Origin of the sequence: Amycolatopsis dongchuanensis, from assembly GCF_039542405.1 — a bacterium.
GTDB classification, from domain to species: domain Bacteria; phylum Actinomycetota; class Actinomycetes; order Mycobacteriales; family Pseudonocardiaceae; genus Amycolatopsis_E; species Amycolatopsis_E sacchari.
Genome location: NZ_BAABIB010000075.1, coordinates 393,270 through 417,463, shown reverse-complemented (window position 1 = coordinate 417,463; position 24,194 = coordinate 393,270). Strand labels below are relative to the sequence as shown.

Annotated in this window: 21 protein-coding genes; 14 read left to right on the top strand and 7 right to left on the bottom strand. The window is 72.5% G+C overall.

What is annotated here, in order from left to right:
* Positions 1–75: 75 nt before the first annotated feature.
* Positions 76–690, top strand: coding sequence for a DUF3159 domain-containing protein (locus ABFX51_RS19555; RefSeq protein WP_425425811.1), 615 nt, complete (start codon positions 76–78; stop codon positions 688–690).
* A gap of 78 nt (positions 691–768) precedes the next feature.
* On the top strand, positions 769–2,730 hold the full coding sequence (locus ABFX51_RS19550) for a bifunctional phosphatase PAP2/O-acyltransferase family protein (RefSeq protein WP_346054473.1): 1,962 nt from the start codon (positions 769–771) through the stop codon (positions 2,728–2,730).
* Here the strand turns inward: ABFX51_RS19550 and ABFX51_RS19545 are convergent, their stop codons facing one another.
* Positions 2,731–3,945: a PucR family transcriptional regulator gene (locus tag ABFX51_RS19545; protein ID WP_091507468.1), complete on the bottom strand. Its 1,215-nt coding sequence runs from the start codon at positions 3,943–3,945 to the stop codon at positions 2,731–2,733.
* A gap of 134 nt (positions 3,946–4,079) precedes the next feature.
* Here ABFX51_RS19545 and hpnC point away from each other — a divergent pair, with 134 nt between their 5' ends.
* The 8 genes from hpnC (at position 4,080) to ABFX51_RS19505 (ending at position 14,144) form a co-directional block, all read left to right on the top strand.
* Positions 4,080–4,970, top strand: coding sequence for a squalene synthase HpnC (hpnC, locus tag ABFX51_RS19540; RefSeq protein WP_346054472.1), 891 nt, complete (start codon positions 4,080–4,082; stop codon positions 4,968–4,970).
* Positions 4,967–5,824 (top strand): presqualene diphosphate synthase HpnD, encoded by an 858-nt coding sequence (gene hpnD, locus ABFX51_RS19535; protein ID WP_091507463.1) that lies wholly within the window; start codon positions 4,967–4,969, stop codon positions 5,822–5,824. The genes hpnC and hpnD overlap by 4 nt, the downstream gene beginning before the upstream one ends.
* The gene (gene hpnE / locus ABFX51_RS19530; RefSeq protein ID WP_346054471.1) at positions 5,821–7,179 is read left to right on the top strand and encodes a hydroxysqualene dehydroxylase HpnE; all 1,359 of its coding nucleotides are present in this window, start codon (positions 5,821–5,823) and stop codon (positions 7,177–7,179) included. The genes hpnD and hpnE overlap by 4 nt, the downstream gene beginning before the upstream one ends.
* A complete protein-coding gene (locus tag ABFX51_RS19525; protein WP_091507458.1) occupies positions 7,176–8,186 on the top strand; it encodes a polyprenyl synthetase family protein in 1,011 nt (336 codons plus the stop codon). The genes hpnE and ABFX51_RS19525 overlap by 4 nt, the downstream gene beginning before the upstream one ends.
* The gene (gene shc / locus ABFX51_RS19520) at positions 8,186–10,081 is read left to right on the top strand and encodes a squalene--hopene cyclase (protein ID WP_346054470.1); all 1,896 of its coding nucleotides are present in this window, start codon (positions 8,186–8,188) and stop codon (positions 10,079–10,081) included. Before ABFX51_RS19525 ends, shc begins: the two co-directional genes overlap by 1 nt.
* A complete protein-coding gene (gene ispH, locus ABFX51_RS19515) occupies positions 10,078–11,550 on the top strand; it encodes a 4-hydroxy-3-methylbut-2-enyl diphosphate reductase (RefSeq protein ID WP_346054469.1) in 1,473 nt (490 codons plus the stop codon). The genes shc and ispH overlap by 4 nt, the downstream gene beginning before the upstream one ends.
* A gap of 2 nt (positions 11,551–11,552) precedes the next feature.
* Entirely contained in the window at positions 11,553–12,557 is a 1,005-nt protein-coding gene (gene hpnH, locus ABFX51_RS19510) for an adenosyl-hopene transferase HpnH (protein WP_091507450.1), read from the top strand.
* Between the two features lie 99 nt (positions 12,558–12,656).
* A complete protein-coding gene (locus ABFX51_RS19505) occupies positions 12,657–14,144 on the top strand; it encodes an FAD-dependent monooxygenase (protein ID WP_346054468.1) in 1,488 nt (495 codons plus the stop codon).
* A 1-nt stretch (position 14,145) separates the two neighbouring features.
* Here ABFX51_RS19505 and ABFX51_RS19500 read toward each other — a convergent pair whose 3' ends face one another.
* A complete protein-coding gene (locus tag ABFX51_RS19500) occupies positions 14,146–15,117 on the bottom strand; it encodes a quinone oxidoreductase family protein (protein WP_346054467.1) in 972 nt (323 codons plus the stop codon).
* A gap of 59 nt (positions 15,118–15,176) precedes the next feature.
* Between ABFX51_RS19500 and ABFX51_RS19495 the strand changes: the two genes are divergently transcribed.
* Entirely contained in the window at positions 15,177–15,494 is a 318-nt protein-coding gene (locus ABFX51_RS19495) for a hypothetical protein (protein WP_346054466.1), read from the top strand.
* 60 nt (positions 15,495–15,554) lie between these two features.
* Positions 15,555–16,436: a cyclase family protein gene (locus ABFX51_RS19490; RefSeq protein WP_091507444.1), complete on the top strand. Its 882-nt coding sequence runs from the start codon at positions 15,555–15,557 to the stop codon at positions 16,434–16,436.
* Here ABFX51_RS19490 and ABFX51_RS19485 read toward each other — a convergent pair whose 3' ends face one another.
* The 5 genes from ABFX51_RS19485 to mptB form a co-directional block, all read right to left on the bottom strand.
* A complete protein-coding gene (locus ABFX51_RS19485; RefSeq protein ID WP_091507441.1) occupies positions 16,437–17,372 on the bottom strand; it encodes an acyl-CoA desaturase in 936 nt (311 codons plus the stop codon).
* Positions 17,373–17,465: 93 nt separating this feature from the next.
* Positions 17,466–18,443 carry a COX15/CtaA family protein gene (locus ABFX51_RS19480; protein WP_346054465.1) on the bottom strand — a complete coding sequence of 326 codons (978 nt, stop codon included), beginning with the start codon at positions 18,441–18,443 and terminating at the stop codon, positions 17,466–17,468.
* Between the two features lie 47 nt (positions 18,444–18,490).
* Positions 18,491–19,216, bottom strand: coding sequence for an ABC transporter permease (locus ABFX51_RS19475; RefSeq protein ID WP_177228710.1), 726 nt, complete (start codon positions 19,214–19,216; stop codon positions 18,491–18,493).
* Positions 19,217–19,272: 56 nt separating this feature from the next.
* Positions 19,273–20,199: an ABC transporter ATP-binding protein gene (locus tag ABFX51_RS19470; protein WP_091507434.1), complete on the bottom strand. Its 927-nt coding sequence runs from the start codon at positions 20,197–20,199 to the stop codon at positions 19,273–19,275.
* A gap of 18 nt (positions 20,200–20,217) precedes the next feature.
* Positions 20,218–21,831, bottom strand: coding sequence for a polyprenol phosphomannose-dependent alpha 1,6 mannosyltransferase MptB (gene mptB / locus ABFX51_RS19465; protein WP_428832481.1), 1,614 nt, complete (start codon positions 21,829–21,831; stop codon positions 20,218–20,220).
* 171 nt (positions 21,832–22,002) lie between these two features.
* Between mptB and ABFX51_RS19460 the strand changes: the two genes are divergently transcribed.
* Complete coding sequence (locus ABFX51_RS19460; protein ID WP_346054464.1) at positions 22,003–22,752, top strand: helix-turn-helix transcriptional regulator; 750 nt, start codon at positions 22,003–22,005, stop codon at positions 22,750–22,752.
* The gene (gene sufB / locus ABFX51_RS19455; protein ID WP_091507430.1) at positions 22,749–24,194 is read left to right on the top strand and encodes a Fe-S cluster assembly protein SufB; all 1,446 of its coding nucleotides are present in this window, start codon (positions 22,749–22,751) and stop codon (positions 24,192–24,194) included. Before ABFX51_RS19460 ends, sufB begins: the two co-directional genes overlap by 4 nt.

The window sequence follows — 24,194 nt, the reverse complement described above, 5'->3', positions numbered from 1 at the left end:
GCTGACGCGCACCCCGAGCGCCACCTGGTGATCGAGATCCCGCACCTGAAGGGCACCCTGGCGCGGGCGCTCGTCATGGCCTTGGAAACCGTCGTGGTCCCGAGCGTGCTGCTCGCCGTGCTGCTGCACTTCGCCGGCCTGGTGCCGGGGCTGTGCGCGGTGCTCGGCTGGGCGGTGTTCGTGATCGGCGCCCGCCGCCTGCTGCGCCGGGACCTGCCGGGCACGCTGCTGCTGTGCACGGGCATGCTGATCAGCAGGGCGTGCATCGCGCTGATCACCTCCAGCGCCGTGGTCTACGTGCTGCAGCCCGCGCTCGGCTCGGTGCTGATGTTCCTGATCTTCGTGGGGAGCGCGGCGCTCGGGCGCCCGATCACGGCGCGGCTGGCCCGCGACTTCGTGCGGCTGCCCGCGGAGCTGTTCGCGCACCGCACGGTGAACCGGGTGTTCGTGCAGGTCGCGCTCATGTGGGGCGGCTCGCGGCTGATCGACGCGGGGATGACCATCGGCTTCCTGCACTGGGGCGTCGAGGCCGGGCTGCTCTCGCGCGGCATCCTCAGCGGCCTGCTCACCGCGCTGACCATCGCCGTGTGCGCCGGGCACGGCTGGCGCAAGCTGCGCCGGGTGCCGGGCCTGACCCTGCGCATGCGCTGGCACCGCGCCGACGACACGGCTCCCGCCTCCGCCGCCTGATCAAGCGGCCGCTCGCGCGTTCGTGTTATATCACGGAGTGTGCTCACTGCCGGGTCGTCAACCAACAGCTCGTTAACGGTGCCCTACCGGCACGGACCGGTCCTCCGGCCCCGCTGGTGGGGTGAACTCCTCGGCGGGCTGGCGCTGTTCGGCGTCTACCTGCTGATCGAGGCGAAGCCGCTGCCGTCGCGGGAGATGCGCGCGCTGGAGGGCGGCGACGCGATCCTGGCGTTCGAGCGGTTCCTGCACCTGGACTTCGAGCTGCCGATGAACACCTGGCTGGCGGGCCAGGGCTGGCTGCGCACGGCGGCGAACTACGAGTACGCGATCACCTACATCGCCAGCGCGCTGGTCCTGCTGGTGTGGGTGTACGCCCGGCACCCCGGGCACTACCGGCAGGTCCGCAACTCCTTCGCGTGGGTGAACCTGCTCGCGCTGGCGTGCTTCTGGCTGTTCCCCGTCGCGCCGCCCCGGATGCTCGCGGGCGCCGGGTTCGTCGACACCGTCCGCCTCGGGCACACCTGGGGTTCGTGGGGCTCGCCGATGGTGGAGAACGCCAACCAGCTCGCGGCGATGCCGTCGCTGCACGTGGGCTGGGCGCTGTGGGTTTCGGTGGTGCTGGCCCGGATCTCCGGCGGGCGCGTGGTGCAGGCGGTGAGCGCCGTGCACGTGCTCGTCACGCTCGCGGTGATCCTCGCGACGGGCAACCACTACTGGCTCGACGCGGCGGGTGCTGTCGTCGTGGTGTGGGCTGCTGTCATGATCGCGGACGTGGCGAGACGAGACAGCGACCGCATCCCCGCGTCCGACGCGTTCTTCCTGCACGTCGAGACCCCCGCGGCACCGCAGCACGTCGGCGGGCTCATCATGCTGGACACCTCGAAGGCCGGCACCGTGCCGACCGCCGAGCTGGCCAGGGCCAAGATCGCCGCGAAGCTCGCGGGCCGGCCGGAGTTCCGCAAGAAGCTCGCGCCGCCGACGCGCTGGCGGCCGTGGCGCTGGGTGGAGCACACCGACCTCGACTGGAACTGGCACGTCCCGGCGTTCGACCTCAGCCGCGACGGCAGGCCCGGCGGGATGTCCGCGCTGCACGCGCTGGTCGCCGACCTCGCCGGGCAGCAGCTCCCGCGGGACCGGCCGCTGTGGCGGTTCTGCGTGGTCACCGGCGTCGAGGAGGACACGGCCGCGGTCGTCTCGCTGGTGCACCACTCGGTCGCCGACGGCATCGGCACGATCAACCTGATGCTCGACCTGTTCGACTCGCCCGACCTCACCTCGGCGCTGGGCGAGGTGCGGCGGCCGGGACGGCTCAAGCAGCTGGCCGCCGGGGTGGCGGGCATCGCGCAGCTGGCGACCGACGCGCGGCCGGAGGGACAGCTCGTCACCTCGGGCACCGCGTCGCGGGCGTTCAGCAGCCTCCAGCTCGACCTGGACGACGTGCGGGAGATCGCGCGGCGGCGGGACGCGCGGGTGACGGACGTGCTGCTCGCCGGCACCGCGGCCGCGGTGCGCCGGCTGGCCACCGGGCCGCTGCCGTCGAAGCTGCTGGCGTCGGTGCCGCTGATGGCGGCCGAGCCGAGGGCGGGCATGGCGGGCAACGTGACGGCCGCCGTGATGGTGGAGGTGCCGCTGGGCGACATGCCGGAGACCGAGCGGCTGGCGGCGGTCGCGAAGGCCAGCGCCCGGCTGCGGACCGGCACGCGGGCGATCGCGTCGCGGTTCGTGCAGCACACGGTCGCGAACCTGATGCCGCCGTGGTTCCACTCGTGGTTCGCGCGCACCGTGTACGGCGGCCGGTTCTTCAACGGCACCGTGTCGAACATGCCCGGTGCCACGTGGCAGGTGGTGGCGTTCGGCGACTTCCCGCTGCGCACGGCGTTCCCGATCATCCCGGTCGCGCCGGGCACGCCGTTCGTGGTGGGCGTGCTGGGCTGGCACGGCTCGTTCTCGATGACGGTGGCCACCGACCCGGCGTTCGTCGCGGACGCCGACGCCTTCCTCGGCGAGTTCCGCAAGACGCTGGACGAGTACCGGCGCTGATCAGCCCTCGGCGGGGAAGCCCCAGGCCAGCGCGAGGGTGAGGCGGCGGCGGTTGTCGGGGTCGTCCAGGCTCTCGCCGAACAGCTCCCGCAGCTGCGCGAGCCGGTAGCGGACCGTCTGCGGGTGGATGTGCAGCTCCTCGGCGACGGCACGCCGGTCGCCGAGGTGCCGCAGCCAGGAGGCGAGCGTCTCGCACAGCCGGTGCCGGGTGACCGGGCCGAGCTGGTCGAGCGGGGCGAGGCAGCGCGCCCGGAACGCCTCCAGCAGCCGCGGGTCGCGGTGCACGATGATCGAGTCCAGGTGCTCGTCGACGAACACCGGGTCGTCGTCGAGGACGTGGGTCCGGCGCAGCTGCGCGGCCACCTCGGCGACCCGCATGCTCGCCGGCAGGTTCTCCAGCGGCACCGTGTGCCCGACGACCGCGCCCGCGCCCCGCAGCGCCGACGCGAGCCGCTCCCGCCGCTGCGGGCCCGCGGGGTCGGGCACGATCGCGCACACCATCCGCTGGCGGCGCACCTGCAGGCACGACTGGTCGAGCCGGGCCAGCAGCGCCCCGCCGACCGGGTTGTCCGGTTCGACGAGCACCACCGCCGCCTCGCGCGGCAGCGGCCAGTCCACGCGGGAGGCCGCGGCCCGGACGGCGGTGGAGTCCGAGCGGTCGGACAACAGCATGTTGCCCAGCTCGTCCCGCAGCCGCTCCCGCGCGGCGGCCGCCTCGGACTGTTCGAGGACGTACCCGCGGGCGGAGGCCGACGACAGCTGGTCGACGAAGATGAACACCGCCTCGGCGAGCGCGGCGAAGACGTCGGGGGGCACGCCGATCTCCAGCGCGGCCTCCGCGACGTGGTGCCACGCGACGCGCGCGCCGATCTGGTAGGCCGACAGCAGGCTCGTGAGGTCCCGGCCCTGCTGCCACTGGGCTCGGCCGATCTCCTCGAACAGGGGCTGCTCGGTCAGTGTCTCGGGCGGGGGGTCGGAGACGTCCGGCAGCTCCGTTATGTCCCATTTCGCCATCTTCATCAGGCGGTGCAGGAACATGTTCGCCGAGACGAGCACCTCGTCCCGTTCGGTGACGATGAAGTCGGCGTAGTCGGGCCAGTCGTGGCTCAGCAGCCGGGTGACGTCGTCGAGCATGCGGGGCAACCGTTCGGCGGTCGCGGCCGCGAGTTCTTCGAGTTTCGCGTCCGCGGAGTCCGCTCTGTTGCCCGTGTCCACCCGGCTACCTCCACCCTTACGTCGTAAGCCGTCCTTCGATCGGGTTAAGACTGTGCGCTCGTGATAACCCGTGCTTCCCGGAATTTGTTTCCTGTGCGAAGAACCGCTGTCCCCTCCCGATGGATTATGGGCCGGTGACACCAGCACCGACAGGTTCCGACACGGTCGGCGACCCCGGGCTGCCCAGGTTGCCACCGGAACAGGTGGCCGCACTACGCGAAAAGGAGCGTGCGGAGAACTTCCCGGTGGCGCTGCGCGTCCTGCCGCGTGCGCTCCGCCGCGACCTCGGCGCGCTGTACGACGTGGCGCGGGTGATCGACGACCTGGGGGACGAGGCCGAGGGGGACCGCACCGCCGCCCTGCTGCGCTTCCGCGCCGACCTGGCGCGCGCGTGGGACGGCGAGCCCGGGGAGCCGGTGCTGAAGGCCCTCGTGCCGACCATCCGCGAGCGTGACCTGGACCGGGAGCCCTTCGACCGGCTCGTCCAGGCCAACCTGCAGGACCAGCGGGTCAAGCGCTACGCCACGCAGGCGGAGCTGGCGCGGTACTGCACGCTGTCGGCCGATCCGGTCGGGCGGATCGTGCTGCGGATCTTCGGGGTGCGCTCGGCCGAGGCGGAGCGGCTGTCGGACCGGGTGTGCACCGCGCTGCAGCTCATCGAGCACTGCCAGGACGTCGCCGAGGACCGGCGGGCCGGCCGGGTGTACCTGCCGCAGGAGGACCTCGCGGCCTACGGCGCGACCGAGGCGGACCTCGACGCGCCGCACGCCAACGAGGCGGTGCGGCGGACGGTGGCCGCCCAGGTGCGGAAAGCACTCGATCAGTTGACCGAAGGTGCGGCGCTGGTCGGGCTGCTGCAAGGTTGGGCGCGCCTGGCCATCGCGGGGTACGTCGCGGGGGGCCTGGCGACCGTCGACGCGCTCCGGCGAGCCGATTGGGACGTGCTCGCCGGCACACCCAGGCCACGCAAACGGGACGTGCTCATCCACCTGTCGAAGTTGCTGCTGCGGGGAGGCCGCCGTTGACCGACATCGATGCCGCGTACGCCGAGTGCGAACGGATCACCAGGACGGAGGCGCGCAACTTCTACTACGGCATCCGCCTGCTCACCAGCGGCCGCCGCAAGGCGCTGTGCGCCGTGTACGCGCTGGCGCGCCGCGTGGACGACATCGGGGACGGCGACCTGCCCATCGAGGAGAAGTCGGTCCAGCTGGAGGAGGTCCGCAAGTCGCTGGCCGAGCTCGACACCACGAGCGACCCGGTGCTGGTCGCGGTCGCCGACGCCGCGAAGCGGTACCCGATCCCGCTCGGCGCCTTCGACGAGCTGCTCGACGGTGTGTGGATGGACATCGAGGGCCGCCGGTACGCCACGTTCGACGAGCTCACCGAGTACTGCCGGTGCGTCGCCGGGTCGATCGGGCGGCTGTGCCTCGGCGTGTTCGGCAGCAAGCCGCACCCGGACGCCTCCCGCTACGCCGACGCGCTGGGCATCGCGCTGCAGCAGACCAACATCCTCCGAGACATCCGCGAGGACCTGGTCAACGGCCGCGTGTACCTGCCGAAGCAGGACCTCGACGCGTTCGGCGTCGAGCTGGCGCTGGACGAGCGGGGCCGGCTCGAGGACCCCGACGGCGGGCTGACCGCGCTGGTCCGGCACAGCGCCGCCCGCGCCCGCGAGTGGTACGCCGACGGCCTGCGCCTGGCGCCGCTGCTCGACTGGCGCAGCAAGGCGTCGTGCCTCGCGATGGCCGGGATCTACCGCCAGCTGCTGGAGCGCATCAACGACCAGCCCTCGCTCGTGTTCGATCGCCGGCTTTCGCTGTCCGGCCGGGAAAAGCTGGGAGTGGCGGCGCGAGCGCTGTCGGGGCGGCTCACGTGAGTGCCAGGGTGGCGGTGCTGGGTGGGGGGCTGGCCGGGATCACCGCCGCGTTGCGCTGCGCGGACGCGGGCCTCGACGTCACCCTCCTGGAGTCCAAGAACCACCTCGGTGGCCTGACCCACTCGTTCCGCCGGGGCGAGCTGGACGTCGACAACGGGCAGCACGTGTTCCTCCGCTGCTGTACGTCCTATGTGGACTTACTGCGGCGGCTCGGCGTGCTGGACAAGGTGTTCCTGCAGCCCCGGCTGGCCATCCAGGTCCGTTCACCGCGGCTGCGGCAGCCGGTGTGGCTGCGGCGCAACGCGCTGCCCGCACCGCTGCACCTGGCCGACTCGGTGCTGAAGTACCGGCCGTTGCCGGTCGCGGACCGGCTGAAGTTCGCGGGCGCGGCGCTGGCGTTGCGTGGCGTGCACCGGGAGTCCGCGGCCGCCGACGGACAGTCCTTCGCGGACTGGCTGCGCCGGCACGGCCAGAGCACCGCGGCCATCGAGAAGCTGTGGGACCTGGTGGGCATCGCGACGCTCAACGCGCCCGCCACCGGGGCCTCCCTGGCGCTGGCCGCGACCGTGTTCCAGCTCGGCCTGCTCACCGAGGCGGGGGCGGCCGACATCGGCTGGTCGAAGGTGCCGCTGCGGGAGCTGCACGGCGAACCGGCCAAGGCCCGGCTCACCGAGGCCGGCGCCCAGGTGCTGCTGGGCACGAAGGTCACCGGGCTGGCGCGGGAGGACGGGCGCTGGCGGATCACCGCGGGCGAGACGGAACTCACCGCCGACCGCGTCGTCGTCGCCCTGCCGCCCGAGGTCGCGGAACGCCTGCTGCCCCCGGGCGCGCTGTCGCTGCCCGAGGGCTGGGCGAAGCGGCTCGGCAGCTCGCCGATCGTCAACGCCCACGTCGTGTTCGACCGGGAGGTCCTCGACGAACCGTTCTTCGCCGCGGTCGACTCCCCGCTGCAGTGGGTGTTCGACCGCACCTCACAGTCCGGTGTGGACGGTGGCCAGTACCTGGCCGTCTCGCTGTCCGCGGCCGACGACCTCATCGACGTCCCGGTGCGGGAGATCCGCGAGCGGATCCTGCCCGCGCTGAGGCAGGTGGTGCCGGCGGCCGCGACCGCCGGGGTGCGTGACTTCTTCGTCACGCGCGAACGCACCGCCACCTTCCGGCCGGCACCGGGCAGCGCGGCGCTGCGCCCCGGGCCCGTCACCGCGGCCGAGGGGGTGGTCCTCGCCGGTGCGTGGACCGCCACCGGCTGGCCCGCGACGATGGAAGGTGCCGTGCGCAGCGGCGAAGCGGCCGCGTCAGCCCTCATCGCCTCCGACGGACGACCCACTTCGCCCCACGGTAAGGACATCCCATGACCGCTGTACTCGACTCTCTCGCCCAGGGCCGCCAGGCGATCATGCCCGCGATGCGGGCGGCGCTGGAACGGCTGGACCCCACCAGCCGCTCGATCGCCTACTACCACCTCGGGTGGACCGACCTCGACGGCAACCCGACCGACGGCGGCGGGAAGGCCGTGCGGCCCGCGCTCGCGCTGCTGTCGGCGGAGGCGGCCGGCGCGGAGCCCTCGGTGGGCCTGCCCGGCGCGGTCGCCGTCGAGCTGGTGCACAACTTCTCCCTGCTGCACGACGACCTGATGGACGGCGACACCGAACGCCGCCACCGGCCGACGGTGTGGGCGGTGCGGGGCGCCGCGAGCGCGATCCTCACCGGCGACGCGATGCTGTCGCTGGCCCAGGAGGTGCTGCTCGACGGTGACGGGCCGGGCGCGGTGGCCGCGGCGCGGCTGCTCGCCGACGCCACGAACGAGCTCATCCGCGGTCAGGTGCTCGACGTCGCCTTCGAGCAGCGCAACGACGTGGGCCTGGACGAGTGCCTCGACATGGCGGCGGGCAAGACCGGTGCGCTGCTGTCGGCGAGCACCGCGATCGGCGCGGTGCTGGCCGGCGCCCCGCAGCCCGTCGTGGACGCGCTCGCCGGGTTCGGCGCCGACCTCGGGCTCGCGTTCCAGCTCGTCGACGACGTGCTCGGCATCTGGGGCGAGGCCGCGGTCACCGGCAAGCCGGTGTTCTCCGACCTGCGGGCCCGCAAGAAGAGCCTGCCGGTCACCTACGCCATCACCCACGGCGGCGCGCTCGGCCGCGAGCTGGCGGAGTGGCTCGCGCGGCCCGAGGCGCCGGGGGAGGAGTCCGTGCGGCACGCCGCCGGGCTCGTCGAGCAGGCGGGCGGGCGCAAGTGGGCGCTCGACGAGGCCTACCGGCGGATGGCGGCGGGGAGGCAGAAGCTCGAGGACGCCCGCATTCCGGACCGCGCGCGGGAGGAGCTGCTCTCACTCGCGCAGTTCATCGTCACGAGGGAGGCCTGATGACGCAGATCGCCGAACCCCCGGCCCCCGTCCGCAGCACCGCCGACACGCTGGCCCGCGCGGTCGCGCACCTGAAGGGGCTGCAGCAGGACGGCGGCTGGTGGAAGGGCGAGCTGGAGACCAACGTCACGATGGACGCCGAGGACCTGCTGCTGCGGGAGTTCCTCGGCATCCGCACCGCGCGGGAGACCGAGGAGGCCGCGCGGTGGATCCGGTCGCAGCAGCGCGAGGACGGCACCTGGGCCACGTTCTACGGCGGCCCCGGCGACCTGTCCACCACGGTGGAGGCGTGGGTCGCGCTGCGGCTGGCCGGCGACTCGCCTGAGGCGCCGCACATGCGCGCCGCCGAAAGCTTCGTGCAGGCCAACGGCGGCCTGGAGGCCACCCGCGTGTTCACGCGGATCTGGCTGGCGCTGTTCGGCCTGTGGTCGTGGGACGACCTGCCGAACATGCCGCCGGAGCTGATCTTCCTGCCGTCGTGGTTCCCGCTCAACGTCTACGACTGGGCGTGCTGGGCGCGGCAGACCGTGGTGCCGCTGACGATCGTGTCGACGCTGCGCCCGGTGCGGCCGCTGCCGTTCGGTGTGGACGAACTGCGCACCGGGGTCCGGAAGCGGAAGAACCTCAAGCCGTGGACGTGGTCGGGCGCGTTCGAGTACCTGGACAAGGCGCTGCACACGTACGCGAAGCTGCCGGTGAAACCCCTGCGGGGCTTGGCGATGCGCACCGCCGCCGAGTGGATCCTGGCCCGCCAGGAGGCGGACGGGTCGTGGGGCGGCATCCAGCCGCCGTGGGTGTACTCGCTGCTGGCGTTGCACCTGCTCGGCTACTCGTTCGACCACCCCGCGGTGAAGGCCGGGTTCGAAGGGCTCGAAGGGTTCGTCATCCGCGAGGAGACGCCCGACGGCTGGGTCCGGCGGCTCGAAGCGTGCCAGTCCCCGGTGTGGGACACGGGACTGGCGGTGACGGCGCTGCTCGACGCGGGCGTGCCGGCGGACGACCCGGCGGTGCTCAAGGCCGCGGACTGGCTGCTGGGTGAGGAGGTCCGCGTGCCCGGCGACTGGGCGGTGAAGCGGCCGACGACCCCGCCGGGCGGCTGGGCGTTCGAGTTCGCCAACGACATCTACCCCGACACCGACGACACCGCCGAGGTGGTGCTCGCGCTGCGGCGCGTCGCGCACCCCGACCGGCCGCGCGTGAAGGAGGCCATCGACCGCGCCGTGGTGTGGCTGCAGGGCATGCAGTCCGGTGACGGGGGCTGGGGCGCGTTCGACGCGGACAACACCCGTGAGCTGACCACGAAACTGCCGTTCTGCGACTTCGGCGCGGTGATCGACCCGCCGTCGGCGGACGTCACGGCGCACGTCGTGGAGATGCTGGTCGCCGAAGGGCTCGCGGGCACCGAGGAGTGCCGCCGCGGCGTGCGGTGGCTGCTGGACGCCCAGGAGGACAACGGTTCCTGGTTCGGCCGGTGGGGTGCCAACCACCTCTACGGCACGGGTGCCGTCGTGCCCGCGCTCGTCGCGGCGGGGGTCTCGCCCGCCGATCCGGCGATCCGGCGGGCGGTGGAGTGGCTGGAGTCCTGCCAGAACCCCGACGGCGGCTGGGGCGAGGACCTGCGGTCCTACCGCGACCCGGCGTGGATCGGCAAGGGCGACTCGACGGCGTCGCAGACGGCGTGGGCGCTGCTGGCGCTGCTCGCGGCGGGGGAGCGGAACTCGTCCACTGTGGAGCGTGGCGTGCGGTGGCTGACGGAGACGCAGCGGCCGGACGGCACGTGGGACGAGCCGCAGTTCACCGGCACCGGCTTCCCCGGCGACTTCTACATCAACTACCACCTGTACCGGCTCGTGTTCCCGGTGTCGGCGCTGGGTCGTTACCTGGAGGCGGCATGAGCGGAGTCGTGTGCGCGCCCATGCACCTGGAGGCCGCGGCGCTGCGGGTCCCCGGGGTGCGGGTGCTGCACACGGGCATGGGACCGCGGCGGGCGGCGGAGTCCGCGCAGCGGTTCACCGGTGCCACGCCGGTCCTGCTCGCGGGCATCGCGGGCGGGGTGACCGACCGCGTCCAGTCCGGCGACCTCGTGGTGGCCACGGAGATCGACGGCCCGGACGGGCCCGTGCCGCTGAAGTCCGCGCCGTTGCTGGCCGCCGCGCTGCGGCGGCTCGGGCTGACCGTCCACACCGGACCGGTCGCGTCGGCGGAGAACCTCGTCGACGGCGCCGAGCGGGAGGTCTACGCCCGGCGCGGGGCGCTCGCGGTGGACATGGAGTCGGCGCAGTTCGCCTCGGTACCGGGGCCGCTCGCCGTCGTCCGGGCCATTGTGGACACACCGGGGCACCCGCTGTGGCGGCCTGGCACCGTGTGGCGCGGGATCACCGGGTTGCGTTCGCTGCGGGCGGCCGCCCCGGTCCTGCGTGAGTGGTGCGAGGCGGCGGGGCGCGGGGAGATCCTGCGGGCCAGTCCGCGGTCGTTCTGCGCGGGGGTGGACCGGGCGATCGAGATCGTCGAGCGGGCGCTGGAGCGGTACGGTGCGCCGGTGTACGTGCGGCGGCAGATCGTCCACAACGCCCACGTCGTGCGGCGGCTGGAAGGCCTCGGCGCGGTGTTCGTGCAGGAGGTCGACGAGGTGCCCCCCGGGGCGACGACGGTGCTCGCCGCACACGGCGTCGCGCCGTCGGTGCGTCGCGCCGCCGCCGCGCGGGACCTGCGGGTGATCGACGCGACCTGCCCGCTGGTGACCAAGGTGCACAACGAGGTCCGGCGGTACAGCTCGCGGGGCGACACGGTGCTGCTCATCGGCCACTCCGACCACGAGGAGGTCGAGGGCACCGTGGGCGAGGCCCCCGAGCAGGTGATCGTGGTCGAGGACGCGTCCGCCGCCCGGCACGTCCAGGTGCGCGACCCAGAGAAGGTCGCGTACGCGATGCAGACGACGCTCGCGGTCGACGAGGCCGAGGAGATCGCGTCCGTGCTGCGCGAAAGGTTTCCCACGATGTCGGCGCCCCGGCGCGACGACATCTGTTACGCCACCACCAACCGGCAGCGGGCCGTGCGGGCCGTCGCCGACCACGCGGACCTGGTGCTCGTGGTCGGTTCGGCGAACTCGTCGAACTCGAAGCGGCTGGTGGAGGTGGCGCGACGCCAGGGCCCGAGGGCGCACCTGGTCGACGACGTGTCCGAAGTGGACATGCGCTGGCTCGCCGGTGCGCGCAGGGTGGGGATCACGGCGGGCGCCTCGGCTCCGCCGCACCTGGTGGAGGAGCTGACCCAGTGCCTGGCGGGGCTCGGCCGGACCACGGTGCGGGACAGCCAGGTGGCCGACGAAGACGTTCGATTCACGTTACCTCGGGAGGTGGGGTAGTCATGGCGATGCCGTTGCGGCAATCGATCCGGCTGGGTGCTTACCTGGCCAAGCAGAAGCTTCAGCGCAAGGAGAAGTACGCGGTCCTCGTCGAGCTGGAGCCGTTGTTCGCGTGCAACCTCAAGTGCGGTGGCTGCGGCAAGATCCAGCAGCCGGCGCACCTGCTCAAGCAGCGGATGCCGGTCCAGCAGGCGGTCGGCGCGGTGGAGGAGAGCGGCGCGCCGATGGTGTCCATCGCCGGCGGCGAGCCGCTGATGCACCCGCAGATCGACGAGATCACGCGGATCCTGCTGGAGCGCGGCAAGATCGTGTTCCTGTGCACGAACGCGCTGCTGCTGCCCAAGCACATCCACAAGTTCAAGCCGCACCGCAACTTCGCGTGGATGGTGCACATCGACGGGCTCGAGGAGAAGCACGACGCGTCGGTGCGCAAGGAGGGTGGTTTCCAGGCGGCGGTCGACGCGATCAAGCTCGCCAAGGAAAAGGGCTTCCGGGTGATGACGAACACGACGTTCTTCAACACCGACACCCCGCAGGACGTCATCGACGTGCTGGACTACCTCAACGACGAGGTCGGCGTCGACAACATGCAGCTGTCGCCGGGCTACGCCTACGAGAAGGCGCCCGACCAGGAGCACTTCCTCGGCGTGCAGCAGACGCGGGAGCTGTTCAAGAAGGCGTTCGGCGACGGCCGCCGGAAGAAGTGGCGCCTGAACCACTCGCCGCTGTTCCTCGACTTCCTCGAGGGCAAGCGGGACTTCGAGTGCACCCCGTGGGGCATCCCGTCGTACTCGCTGCTGGGCTGGCAGCGCCCGTGCTACCTGCTGGACGACGGCTACGCCAAGACCTGGCGCGAGCTGATCGAGGACACGGACTGGGACAAGTTCGGCCGCGGCAAGGACCCGCGCTGCGCCAACTGCATGGCGCACTGCGGCTACGAGCCCACGGCCGTCATCGCCACCACCAGCAGCCTCAAGGAGACCATCCGCGCCGCGGTGGGCGCGTAGGTCCGGCACGTCTCGGCCCGGGACCCGTGTGGGTTCCGGGCCGAAGTGCTGTCCGGGCCAGGGTTGACACGAACAGTGTTCGTGTGTAGAACGGTGTTCGTGACTAATGACGTGACCGTGGTCGGAGCCGGGCCCGTGGGCCTCCTGCTCGCCGCGGAGCTGGCGCTTTCCGGGGCCACCGTGCGGGTGCTCGAACGGCGGGACGAACCGGACAAGGCGATGAAGGCGCAGTCGATCAACGTGCCGACAGCCGGTGTGCTCGACCGCCGTGGCCTGCTGCCCGCCGCCGAGCAGGTGCACCGGGAGGTGGTCGAGCGAATGGGCTCGGTCGTCGGCGCTTCCCGCTTCACCGGGCACTTCGCGGGCGTGGTGCTGGACCCAGGCAAGGTGGACTGGGCCGATCCCGACCTCGCCGCCTACGCCTCGGCCGACCGCGCCAGGCTGGTGCCGCAGCCGCAACTGGTGTCGCTGCTGACCGGCCACCTCGCGCGTCTCGGCGTCCAGGTGCGCCGTGGGGTGGAGGTCACCTCGCTCGAGGACACCGGCGACGGCGTGCTCGTCGGCACGAGCGCGGGCACCATCCGCACCGGGTGGCTCGTCGGCTGCGACGGCGGGCACAGCACCGTGCGCCGCCTCGCGGGCATCGACTTCCCCGGTACCGACCCGGAAATGACCGGCTACCAGGCGATCGCCGACATCGCCGACCCCGGGCAGCTCGCCGACGGGTGGACCTGGTCGGAGCGCGGGGCGTACCGCTACGGACCCCAGCCGGGGCGGATCGCCACGGTGGAGTTCGACGGCGGCCCCGCCGACCGCTCGGCACGGGTCACCCTCGAAGACGTGCAGACCAGCCTGCGCCGGGTTTCGGGCACCGACGTGACGCTGACCGCGCTGCGCGGCGAGCCGACCCGCTGGACGGACAACACCCGCCAGGCCGTGACCTACCGCTCGGGGCGGGTGTTCCTCGCCGGGGACGCCGCGCACGTCCACCCGCCGTTCGGCGGCCAGGGGCTCAACCTCGGTGTCGGTGACGCGGTGAACCTGGGGTGGAAGCTGGGCGCCGTGATCGCCGGGTGGGCGCCCGAGGATCTGCTCGACACCTACGACGCCGAGCGCCGGCCCCTCGGCGCCTGGGTGCTGGACTGGACCCGCGCGCAGATCGGGGTGCTGCGCGGGGACCCCAAATCGGCGGCACTGCGGCAGGTCGTCGCCGACCTGCTCAGCACCCGCGACGGCACGACCTACGCCGTCAAGATGATCTCCGGGGTCACGCAGCGGACCGACCTGCCCGGGGACCACCCGCTGGTCGGCCGCTTCCTGCCCGACCTCGCGCTGGCGGACGGCACACGGCTGGCCGACCACGCCCACGGCGGCGGGTTCCTGCTGCTCGACCGCACGCCGGACGGTGCCTTCACCCGCCTCGCCGCCCCCTGGGGCAAGCGGGTGACCGCCGTGGCCGACGACCACGCGGCACCGGTGGGCGTGCTGGTGCGCCCGGACGGCGTGATCGCCTGGGCCACCGACACCACCGGCGCCGACGGGCTCGAAACCGCGCTGCGCCGGTGGGCCGGAGCGCCCGGCAGCTGAACTACGGCAGCAGCAGGAGCTTCCCGGTCGTCCTGCGACCCTGGAGGTCCTCGTGTGCCTGGCGCGCCTCGGCCAGCGGGTAGCGGTGTCCGATCCGGACGGTCAGCGAACCGTCCACAATGGACGAGAACAGCTCCTCGGCGCGCCAGTCGAGCTCCTCGCGCGTGCGGACGTAGTGCACGCTCGTCGGGCGCGTCAGGTACAGGGAGCCGCCGCGGTTGAGGATCTGCGGGTCGATCGGCGGGACCGGGCCGCTCGACGCGCCGAAGAGCGCCAGCACGCCGCGCACGCGCAGGCTCGCGATGCTGCCGTCGAACGTGGTCTTGCCGACGCCGTCGTACACCACGGCCACGCCCTCGCCGCCGGTGAGCTCGCGGGTCCGCTCGGCGAAGTCGACCTGGTCGTAGCGGATCACCTCGTCCGCCCCGGCTTCGCGGGCCAGCCGCTCCTTCTCCTCTGTGGACACGGTGCCGATGACCCGCGCGCCCCTGGCCTTCGCCAGCTGCGTCAGCAGCAGGCCGACCCCGCCCGCCGCCGCGTGCACCAGGACCGCGTCGCCCTCCTTGACCTCGTAGGTGGAGCGGACGAGGTAGTGCGCCGTGATCCCCTGCAGCATCAGCGCCGCCGCGGTCTCGTCGGACACGCCTTCGGGCACGCGCACGGCGACCGCGGCGGGCACCCTGATTCGGCTCGTGTAGCTGCCGAAGTGCCCCTGCCACGCGACGCGGTCACCGACCGAGAACCCGGTCACGTCGGGACCCACCGCCGTGACCGTGCCCGCGCCCTCCATCCCGAGCGTGGCGGGCAGCTCCACCGGGTAGATCCCGCTGCGGTGGTAGGTGTCGATGTAGTTGACGCCGGCCGCGCGCACGTCCACGAGCAGCTCCCCGGGACCCGGATCGCCGACCTCGACCTCGCCGACCTCCAGCACTTCCGGGCCGCCGGTCCGGTGGATCTGCACTGCCGTGGGCATGAAGTTCTCCTCGTCTCCTTCGACTGCCTGCGCCGGGTACCGAGTCTAGGATGCTGCACGTGGCTGAACAGACCGAGAAGACCCAGGAGCCGACCGCCCAGCAGCTGGCCGCCGCCCGCCGGTTCGTGGCCGAGCACGGCAAGCCGAGCCAGGGCGTGGTGGAGAACATCGGCCGTGCCGGGGCGCGGGTCGTGCTCGTGGGCGCCGACGGCGCGCTCGGCGACGTCGTGGTGCCCTCGACCGCGACGGGTGAGGCGCTCGTCGAGGCCGTCGAGGACCTGGAACCGGCCGAATGGGACGCCGCGACCGTCGGTGCCGTGAAGATCGGCCCCGGCCACCGGCACCGCATGGCGGGGCCCGCCGGCCGCCGGTACTGACGCCGAACCCTGCCCTTTCGGGAACCCCCCGGCGGCGGTCCGAGGACTACCGTCGCGATCATGGATGACAGTGCTGAGCTGCCGGACAACTGGGGCCGGTGGGGCGAGGACGACGAGCGGGGCACGCTCAACCTGATCACTGACGAGGTCCGCGAGCGGGCCGCGAGGGAGGTGCGCACGGGCCGCGCCGTGTCGCTGGCCGTGCCGGTCCGGCCCGCACCGGTGCTGAGCGGTCCGTTCGCGCCGACCACCACCACCGACGCGTCTCCGGTGCAGCAGCTGATGGTGTACGCGGGAAGCCCGGCGACGGCGACGGCCGACGTGCTGCTGGTCACCACCCACCATCCGGAGATGACGCACCTGGACGCGTTGAGCCACCAGGTGCAGGGGGACCAGGTGTACCCCGGAGAGCCGCTCGCGCGGAGCGTGACCCCCGCCGGGGTCCGGCACGGCTCCACGACCGCCTTCGCCGAAGGGATCGTCACCAGGGGCGTGCTGCTCGACCTCGCCGTCGACGGCCCCGTGCCGGCGGATCACTCGGTCACGCCGGAGGACCTGGAAGCGGCGGAGAAGCGCCAGGGGGTGCTCGTCGAGTCCGGTGACGCGCTCATCGCGCGGTTCGGCTGGGTGCAGACTCGCTACCGCGGCAACCCGATGCCCGGCATGAGCGTGGCCGCGGCGCGGTGGATGCACGAGCGCGGGGTTTCGTTGTACGGCGGGGACCTGGCGGACTCCCACCCGTCGCTGGAACCGGACCTGCCCTCGGCGATGCACCGCGTGGCGCTGCCCAGGATGGGCCTGCCGCTGATCGACGCCGTGGACGCCGACGAACTGGCCGCGGTGTGCGCCGAACTGGGCCGCTACCGCTTCCTGCTCAGCGTCGCACCACCCCGCGTCCACGGGTTGACGGGCGTGCCCGTCAACCCGGTCGCGATCTTCTGATCAGGCGGCGCCGATGCGCTTGGCCGCGAGGCGTTCCGCCTTCGGCCAGCGCACGTCCCGCGCCCACCGGAGCTTCTCGAACAGCCAGATCACCCGCGCCGACACGTCGATCTGCCCGCGCAGCACCCCGTGCCGGGCGCACGTCGGGTCGGCGTGGTGCGAGTTGTGCCACGACTCGCCCATCGACAGGATCGCCAGCGGCCAGAAGTTGGCCGCCTTGTCCCTGCTGGCGAACGGGCGGTCGCCGACCATGTGGCAGATCGAGTTCACCGACCAGGTCACGTGGTGCAGGAACGCGATCCGCACGAGGCCGGCCCAGAAGAACGCCGTCACCGCGCCCTGCCACGACCAGCTGAGCAGGCCGCCCAGCGCCGCGGGCAGCGCGAGGCTCAGCGTGATCCACAGCCAGAAGTACCGGTTCACCACCCGCAGCGCAGGGTCGGCCACCAGATCGGGGGCGAACCGGTCGTAGTTGGTGACCTCACGCTGGAACATCCACCCCATGTGCGCGTGCCAGAACCCGCGCAGCAGCGCCCCCGGCGACGTGCCGAACAGCCACGGGGAGTGCGGGTCGCCCTCGCGGTCGGCGAAGGCGTGGTGCCGCCGGTGGCTGGCGACCCAGAAGATCACCGAGCCCTGCACGGCCATGCTGCCCGCGATCGCGAGCGCCACGCGCAGCGGGCGGTTCGCCTTGAACGCGCCGTGCGTGAAGTAGCGGTGGTACCCCACCGTGACGCCCAGCGTCGCGACGACGTAGAACACCGCCGCGAGCGCGAGGTCGAGCCAGCTCAGGCCCCAGCCCCACGCCAGCGGGAGCGCGGCGACCAGTGCGACGAACGGGATCAGCAGGAAGGACTTCAGCACGAGCATCTGCCCGGCCGACCGCCGGTGGGAGATGAGGGGCTTCGCGCCGGGACGGACATCGGTGGCACTCATGGAGCAGGTACCTCACTCAGGTTCCGGGGCGGAATCCGGACTTTCCGCCCCCGCCGTGGCCGAGACTAGCCGCAGCGGCTGGCGCGCACATCGCTACGGCGTTACAGCGGCATGTCCGGTTGTGGTAGAGGACACGACCGCCGGTGCCGGGGGCAGCCCGCGGTCCCGCGCCCCGCACCACAGCGCCGCGGTCGAGACGATCACCAGCGCCGAGCCGAGCACGTGCAGCGACACCAGGGCTTCCGGCACGCCCAGCGCGTACTGCACGACCCCGAGGACGCCCTGCGCCAGCGCGACCAGCCAGACGGCGCTGTACCGCCGCCACAGGGGCCGTGGCGCGCCCGTGCGCAGCAGTGTCAGGCCGAGGACGGCGAGCACGAGGAGATACACCACGAGCACCCCGCTGTGGACGCGGGCGAGCAGCTCGATCGGCGCGTCGAGGCGGTGGGTCTCCGGGTCCCCGCCGTGCGGGCCCGCGCCCGTCACGGTGGTGCCCGCGACGAGGATGCCCCACATCGCGACGGCGAGGACGACGAGGAAAGTCTTCGCGATCGGCGGCACGAGCCAGCGGGGGGTCTCGTCGCCCTCGGTGAAGGCGTGCAGCAGCACCACCGCGAGCCAGATCAGGGGGGTGGAGGCGAGGAAGTGGATCGCGACCGTCCACCACTCGAGCTTCGCCAGCACCGTCATCCCGCCGACGACGGCCTGCAGGACCACACCGCCGGGCATGGTCCAGGCCAGCGCGAGGAGCCGTTTGCGCGGGGTGGCGAGGTGCACGCGCCACGCCGTGAGGACCGCGATGGCGGCGACCAGGATGACCACCCCGGTCAGCAGGCGGTTGCCGAACTCGATCCACTGGGTGACGGCGTGCAGCTCCTCGTGGGCGACCGGCACCATGCTGCCCGGCTGGCACTCCGGCCAGGTGCGGCAGCCGAGGCCGGACCCGGTGACCCGCACGACCGACCCGGTGACGCCGATCCCGGCCTGCGCGACGACCGCGGCGATGCCGACGGCTTTCTGGACCGAGCGCGAGGGGAGGGGCAGCCGGGCGACGAGGGAGTTCAGAGCCACGGATGTGAGGATAGGCCCGGGACTTTGGTCCCGGCCGCACCGCCCCGTCAGGTCAACCGGGTCGTGCGCGTGGCCACGGCACCGGCGACGGCGCCCCAGGCGAGCAGCACCACGACCGGTTTCCAGTCGAGCGTTCCGTCCACCAGCGCGGCCCGCAGGCCCTCGGCCAGCGCCCCGGAAGGCAGCAGCTCGACGACCGCCGCGGCGGCCGACGGCAGGGTCGAGGGGGCGAGCAGGATGCCGCCCGCGAGCAGCAGCACGAACCACACGATGTTGGCCAGCGCCAGCACCGCCTCCGCGCGCAGCGAACCGCCCAGCAGGACGCCGAGCGCGCCGAAGCCGAGCGTGCCCACCACGAGCAGCAGCACGGCCTCCGCCAGCCCTGGCCCGGACGGTGACCAGCCGAGCAGCGCGGCGACCACCCCGAGCACGACGACCTGCAGCAGCACGACGACGAGTGCGGCGACCATCCGCCCCGCGACGAGCAGCCAGCGCGGCAGCGCCGTGGCGGAAAGCCGTTTGAGCACCCCGTAACGGCGGTCGAAGCCCAGTGCGATCGCCTGTCCGGTGAAGGCCGAGGACATCACCGCGAGCGCGAAGATCCTCGGCGTCACCCAGTCCGCTTTGGACACTCCGTTGAGGTCCCCGGTGGGCAGGATGTCGAGCAGCGTCAGGCCGATCAGCAGCGCCAGCGGGATGAGCAGGGTCAGCAGGATCTGCTCGCCGTGCCGCAGCGTGAGGCTCGTCTCGACCTTCGCGTGCGTCAGCAGCATCCGGCCGCGGCTGCCCACGCCGGGCTTCGGGGTGAACGTCCCGGGGGCGAAGGTGGTCACGACCGCAGCTCCCGTCCGGTCAGCTCCAGGAAGACCTCTTCCAGGTCCCGCTTGCCCACGTGCAGCTCCTCCGCGAGCACCCCCTGCTGCGCGCACCAGGACGTCACCGTGGACACCACCTGCGGGTCGACGCGGCCCAGCACGTGGTAGCTGCCGGGCGTCGGCTCGTGCACGTGGTAGCCCTCGGGCAGGGCGGCGGTCAGCAGGTCGGTGTCGAGGCCCGGGCGGGCCTTGAAGCGCAGCTGCGCGGCGTCGCCCTCCTCGGCGGTGAGCGCGGCCGGGGTGCCCTCGGCGATCACCTTGCCGTGGTCGACGATCACCACGTCGTCGGCCAGCGCCTCGGCCTCCTCCATCAGGTGCGTGGTCAGCAGCACGCTCACCCCGTCCGCGCGGAGGGCGCCGAGCAGGTCCCACACCAGGCGGCGGGCCTGCGGGTCCATGCCCGCGGTCGGCTCGTCGAGGAACACCAGCTCCGGGCGGCCGACGAGGGCGCACGCGAGGGAAAGGCGCTGCTGCTGCCCACCGGACAGGCGTTTGAACGGGGTGCGGCGCACCCCGGCGAGCCCGAGGACGTCGAGCAGCCAGGCGGGGTCGAGCGGATCGGCCGCGCAGGACGCGACCAGGCCGAGCATCTCGCCCGCCCGTACGCCGGGGTACGCGCCGCCGCCCTGCGGCATCACGCCGATGCGCGGCCGCAGCGCGCGGCCCTCGCGGGCGGGGTCGAGGCCGAGCACGCGCACGGTGCCCGAGTCGGGACGCAGGAAGCCTTCGCAGATCTCGACGGTGGTCGTCTTGCCGGCGCCGTTGGGACCGAGCAGGGCGAGCAGGCGGCCGCGGGCCATCTTCAGGTCGAGGCCGTCGACCGCGGTCTTCGCGCCGTAGCGCTTCACCAGTCCGCTGATCTCGACGGCAGGGGTGCTCACGGCAGTCAAGCCTACGACCTAGGCTCCGGTGACCGGCTTCACGTCCCGCTTCAGCAGCATGGGGGCCGAGCGCCGGACGACGAGCAGGGCGATCGCCACCACGACGAGCGCCGCGAGGTACGCCTGCAGCGGCACGAAGGCCCGGCCGTCGAAGCTGCTGCCCGGCGGGGCGACGAGGAACGCGACGACCGCGCTGACGACGGTCGCCGCCACGCGGAAGCGCGACGTGCCCGCCGCGGCGGCCAGCGGGATCACCGCCCACAGCAGCCACCACGGCTGCATCGCCACGTGCAGCATCATGAACGCGCCCAGCGAAACCCCGAGCCCGATGATCGGCCGGTACCGCCAGCGGAAGCTGTCCCACAGGAACTTCACGGTGATCAGGCCGGCCACCACGGTGCCCGCGGTCTGCACGATCGACACGAGCGAGTCCGTGTGGTTGCCCAGGCCCAGCGCGATGCCCAGCACGCCGCCGACGTTGGCCAGCTCGGCGGTGGGGGAGATCCAGCTGCGCACGAGCCCCGGCGTGCCGAGCGCGCCGACCCAGCCGAAGCCCAGGCCGGTGCCGAAGCACAGCGCCACGATCACCACCGCGAACACCCCGGTCATCAGGGCCGCGGCCCGCACGAGGTCGAGCAGCCTGCCGTGCCACCGCCGCGCGATCATCACACCGAAGAACCCCAGCGCGATCACCGCGTTGATCTTGATCGCCGCGCCGAGCGTGATCACCACCGCGCCCAGCACGATGAACAGCAGCTCACCCCGCGCGAGCGGCGGCGGGGTGTCGCCCGCGACGCGCACGGGCAGCCGCCGGATGCCCAGCTCCAGCCCGGCGACCATGAGGCCGATCCCGAGGGCTTCGTTGTGCGCGCCGGCGACCAGGTGGAACAACACGAGCGGGTTGGCGGCGCCCAGCCACAGCGCGGTGGCGGGCTCGACGCCGAATCGGCGCGCCAGCCGCGGCAGCGCCCAGATGATGAGCACGACCCCGACCAGCGCCATCGCGCGCTGCAGCAGCACGCCGGCGACGATGTCGTCCCCGGTGATCCCGGAGATGAAGCTGCCCAGCTTGAGGAACAGCGGACCGTAGGGGGCGGGCGTTTCGCGCCACATGTTCGACACGCCGCTGGTCAGCGGGTCGCCGACGCCGAGCGCCTGCGCCGGGCCCAGCGAGTACGGGTCCATGCCGCGGTGCACGATCTCGCTCTGCGCGAGGTAGCTGTAGACGTCGCGGGAGAACAGCGGCGGGATGAACATCAGCGGCGTCAGCCACATGACCAGCGTCCGCGTCAGCTGCGCGCGGCTGACCAGGCGCGCGCGACCGGGCCGGGCGAAGCGGCCGAGCATCAGCCAGCCGAGCACGAGCATCCCCATGCCCGTGAACGCGATGGCGAGGGAAACCGTCGGGATGCGGGAGAACAGCCGCAGGACCGGGATGTCCTGCACGGGGTTGAGCACGGGCGCCGCGCCCGCGCCGAGCGAGCCGAGCGCGAGGAACAGCGCACCGATGGTGCCGAAGCGCCGGATCACGTCCAGCGCCTTCAGTTCGCCGTCCTCCAGCGGCCCGGGCGGCGGCGGGTGGAACGCCGAAGCGCCCCGCTGCTGTTCGGTGTCCGGCTCGCCAACTACCACTCCCAAAGACTATCGGCGCCGCGAAGCGGCTCCATTGAGGGCGGTGGCGGGGAAGTGGCTGGCAGTATCGACGTGGTGAAGAGGGCCTCGTGAAGGGCGCTTCCGGTGACCCCGGTCACTGCCGGGTGATCGGTCTTTGCCTCCCGGCTCGAAATACGACACACTTATGTTGTGAAAAACAGCGGCAAGCCCTCGGAGGCCGGCGTGCCCGGCGCTCCCGGTGCTGCCGCGCCCGCCCAGGCCACGGCAGAGGGGCGGACGCGGCACGCCGTGGCGCGCCTGCTGCTGGAGGAGGGTCCGATGACCGCGGTCGTGGTCGCGGACCGGCTGGGCATCAGCCCCACGGCGGTGCGGCGTCACCTCGACGCCATGCTGGCCGACGGTGAGGCCGAAACGCGGGACGCGCCCCGGCGCGGACCGCGCGGGCGGGGCCGTCCCGCGAAGCTCTTCCTGCTCACCGAGGCGGGACGGGCGCGGTTCGGGCACGCCTATGACGACCTCGCCGTGTCGGCGATCCGGTTCCTCGCCGAGCACGCGGGCGAGGAGGCGGTCCGCGCCTTCGCGGAGCGGCGGGTCGCCTCGCTGGTCGGGCCCCACCAGGACGCGGTCACCGAGCCGGGCGAGCCCGCCCGGCGGGCCGAGGCCCTGGCGGCCGCCCTGACCAGGGAGGGTTACGCTGCGTCGACCCGTCAGGTCGGCAGCGGCGAACAGCTGTGCCAGCACCACTGCCCGGTCGCCCACGTCGCCGCTGAGTTCCCGCAGCTGTGCGAGGCGGAGACCGAGGCGTTCGCCAGGCTGCTCGGTACCCACGTGCAGCGACTGGCGACCATCGCACGCGGTGACTCCGTGTGCACGACACACGTCCCGGCGGACAGTCCGCAGGGACACCGAGCACGAACTCCGGATGGAGGAAGCGCATGACTGCCGCTGCCGAGCAGCGCAATCCCGCCACGCCGATGACCCAGGAAGAGACCATCGACTCCCTGGGCAAGTACGCGTTCGGCTGGGCGGACCCCGACGCCGCGGGCGCGAGCGCCCGGCGAGGGCTCAACGAAGACGTCGTCACCGACATCTCCGCGAAGAAGTCCGAGCCGGAGTGGATGCGCGAAACGCGCCTGAAGGCCCTCAAGCTGTTCGAGCGCAAGCCCATGCCGAACTGGGGCGCCGACCTGTCCGGGATCGACTTCGACAACATCAAGTACTTCGTCCGGTCGACCGAGAAGCAGGCGGCCAGCTGGGACGAGCTGCCCGAGGACATCAAGAACACCTACGACAAGCTGGGCATCCCGGAGGCGGAGAAGCAGCGCCTCATCGCGGGTGTCGCCGCCCAGTACGAGTCGGAGGTCGTGTACCACAAGATCCGCGAGGACCTCGAGTCCCAGGGCGTGGTGTTCCTCGACACCGACACGGGCCTGCGTGAGCACCCCGAGCTGTTCCAGGAGTACTTCGGCTCGGTCATCCCGGCCGGGGACAACAAGTTCTCCGCGCTGAACACCGCGGTGTGGTCCGGCGGCTCGTTCATCTACGTGCCGAAGGGCGTGCACGTGGACATCCCGCTGCAGGCCTACTTCCGGATCAACACCGAGAACATGGGCCAGTTCGAGCGCACGCTGATCATCGTCGACGAGGGCGCGTACGTGCACTACGTCGAGGGCTGCACCGCGCCGATCTACAAGTCCGACTCGCTGCACTCGGCCGTCGTCGAGATCATCGTGAAGAAGGGCGGCCGCTGCCGCTACACGACGATCCAGAACTGGTCGAACAACGTCTACAACCTCGTCACCAAGCGCGCCAAGTGCGAAGAGGGCGCGACGATGGAGTGGATCGACGGCAACATCGGGTCCAAGGTGACCATGAAGTACCCGTCGGTCTTCCTGATGGGCGAGCACGCCAAGGGCGAGGTGCTGTCGGTCGCGTTCGCGGGCGAGGGCCAGCACCAGGACGCCGGCGCGAAGATGGAGCACCTGGCGCCGCACACCTCCTCGACGATCGTGTCGAAGTCGGTGGCGCGCGGCGGTGGCCGCACCTCCTACCGCGGCCTGGTCCGGGTCGCGAAGCGGGCGCACCACTCGCGGTCGACGGTGAAGTGCGACGCGCTGCTGGTGGACAACATCTCGCGCTCGGACACCTACCCCTACGTCGACATCCGCAACGACGACGTGTCCATGGGGCACGAGGCGACGGTGTCGAAGGTGAGCGAGGACCAGCTGTTCTACCTGATGTCGCGCGGCCTCACCGAGGACGAGGCGATGGCCATGGTGGTGCGCGGGTTCGTCGAGCCCATCGCGCGCGAGCTGCCGATGGAGTACGCGCTCGAGCTCAACCGCCTGATCGAACTGCAGATGGAAGGAGCCGTCGGCTGA

Coding starts and splice junctions, on each gene's coding strand:
- ABFX51_RS19555 (WP_425425811.1), top strand. CDS start 76: ATGGCCTTGGAAACCGTCGTGGTCCCGAGCGTGCTGCTCGCCGTGCTG.
- ABFX51_RS19525 (WP_091507458.1), top strand. CDS start 7,176: ATGACCGCTGTACTCGACTCTCTCGCCCAGGGCCGCCAGGCGATCATG.
- shc (WP_346054470.1), top strand. CDS start 8,186: ATGACGCAGATCGCCGAACCCCCGGCCCCCGTCCGCAGCACCGCCGAC.
- ispH (WP_346054469.1), top strand. CDS start 10,078: ATGAGCGGAGTCGTGTGCGCGCCCATGCACCTGGAGGCCGCGGCGCTG.
- hpnH (WP_091507450.1), top strand. CDS start 11,553: ATGGCGATGCCGTTGCGGCAATCGATCCGGCTGGGTGCTTACCTGGCC.
- ABFX51_RS19500 (WP_346054467.1), bottom strand. CDS start 15,117: ATGCCCACGGCAGTGCAGATCCACCGGACCGGCGGCCCGGAAGTGCTG.
- ABFX51_RS19490 (WP_091507444.1), top strand. CDS start 15,555: ATGGATGACAGTGCTGAGCTGCCGGACAACTGGGGCCGGTGGGGCGAG.
- ABFX51_RS19485 (WP_091507441.1), bottom strand. CDS start 17,372: ATGAGTGCCACCGATGTCCGTCCCGGCGCGAAGCCCCTCATCTCCCAC.
- ABFX51_RS19475 (WP_177228710.1), bottom strand. CDS start 19,216: ATGCTGCTGACGCACGCGAAGGTCGAGACGAGCCTCACGCTGCGGCAC.
- sufB (WP_091507430.1), top strand. CDS start 22,749: ATGACTGCCGCTGCCGAGCAGCGCAATCCCGCCACGCCGATGACCCAG.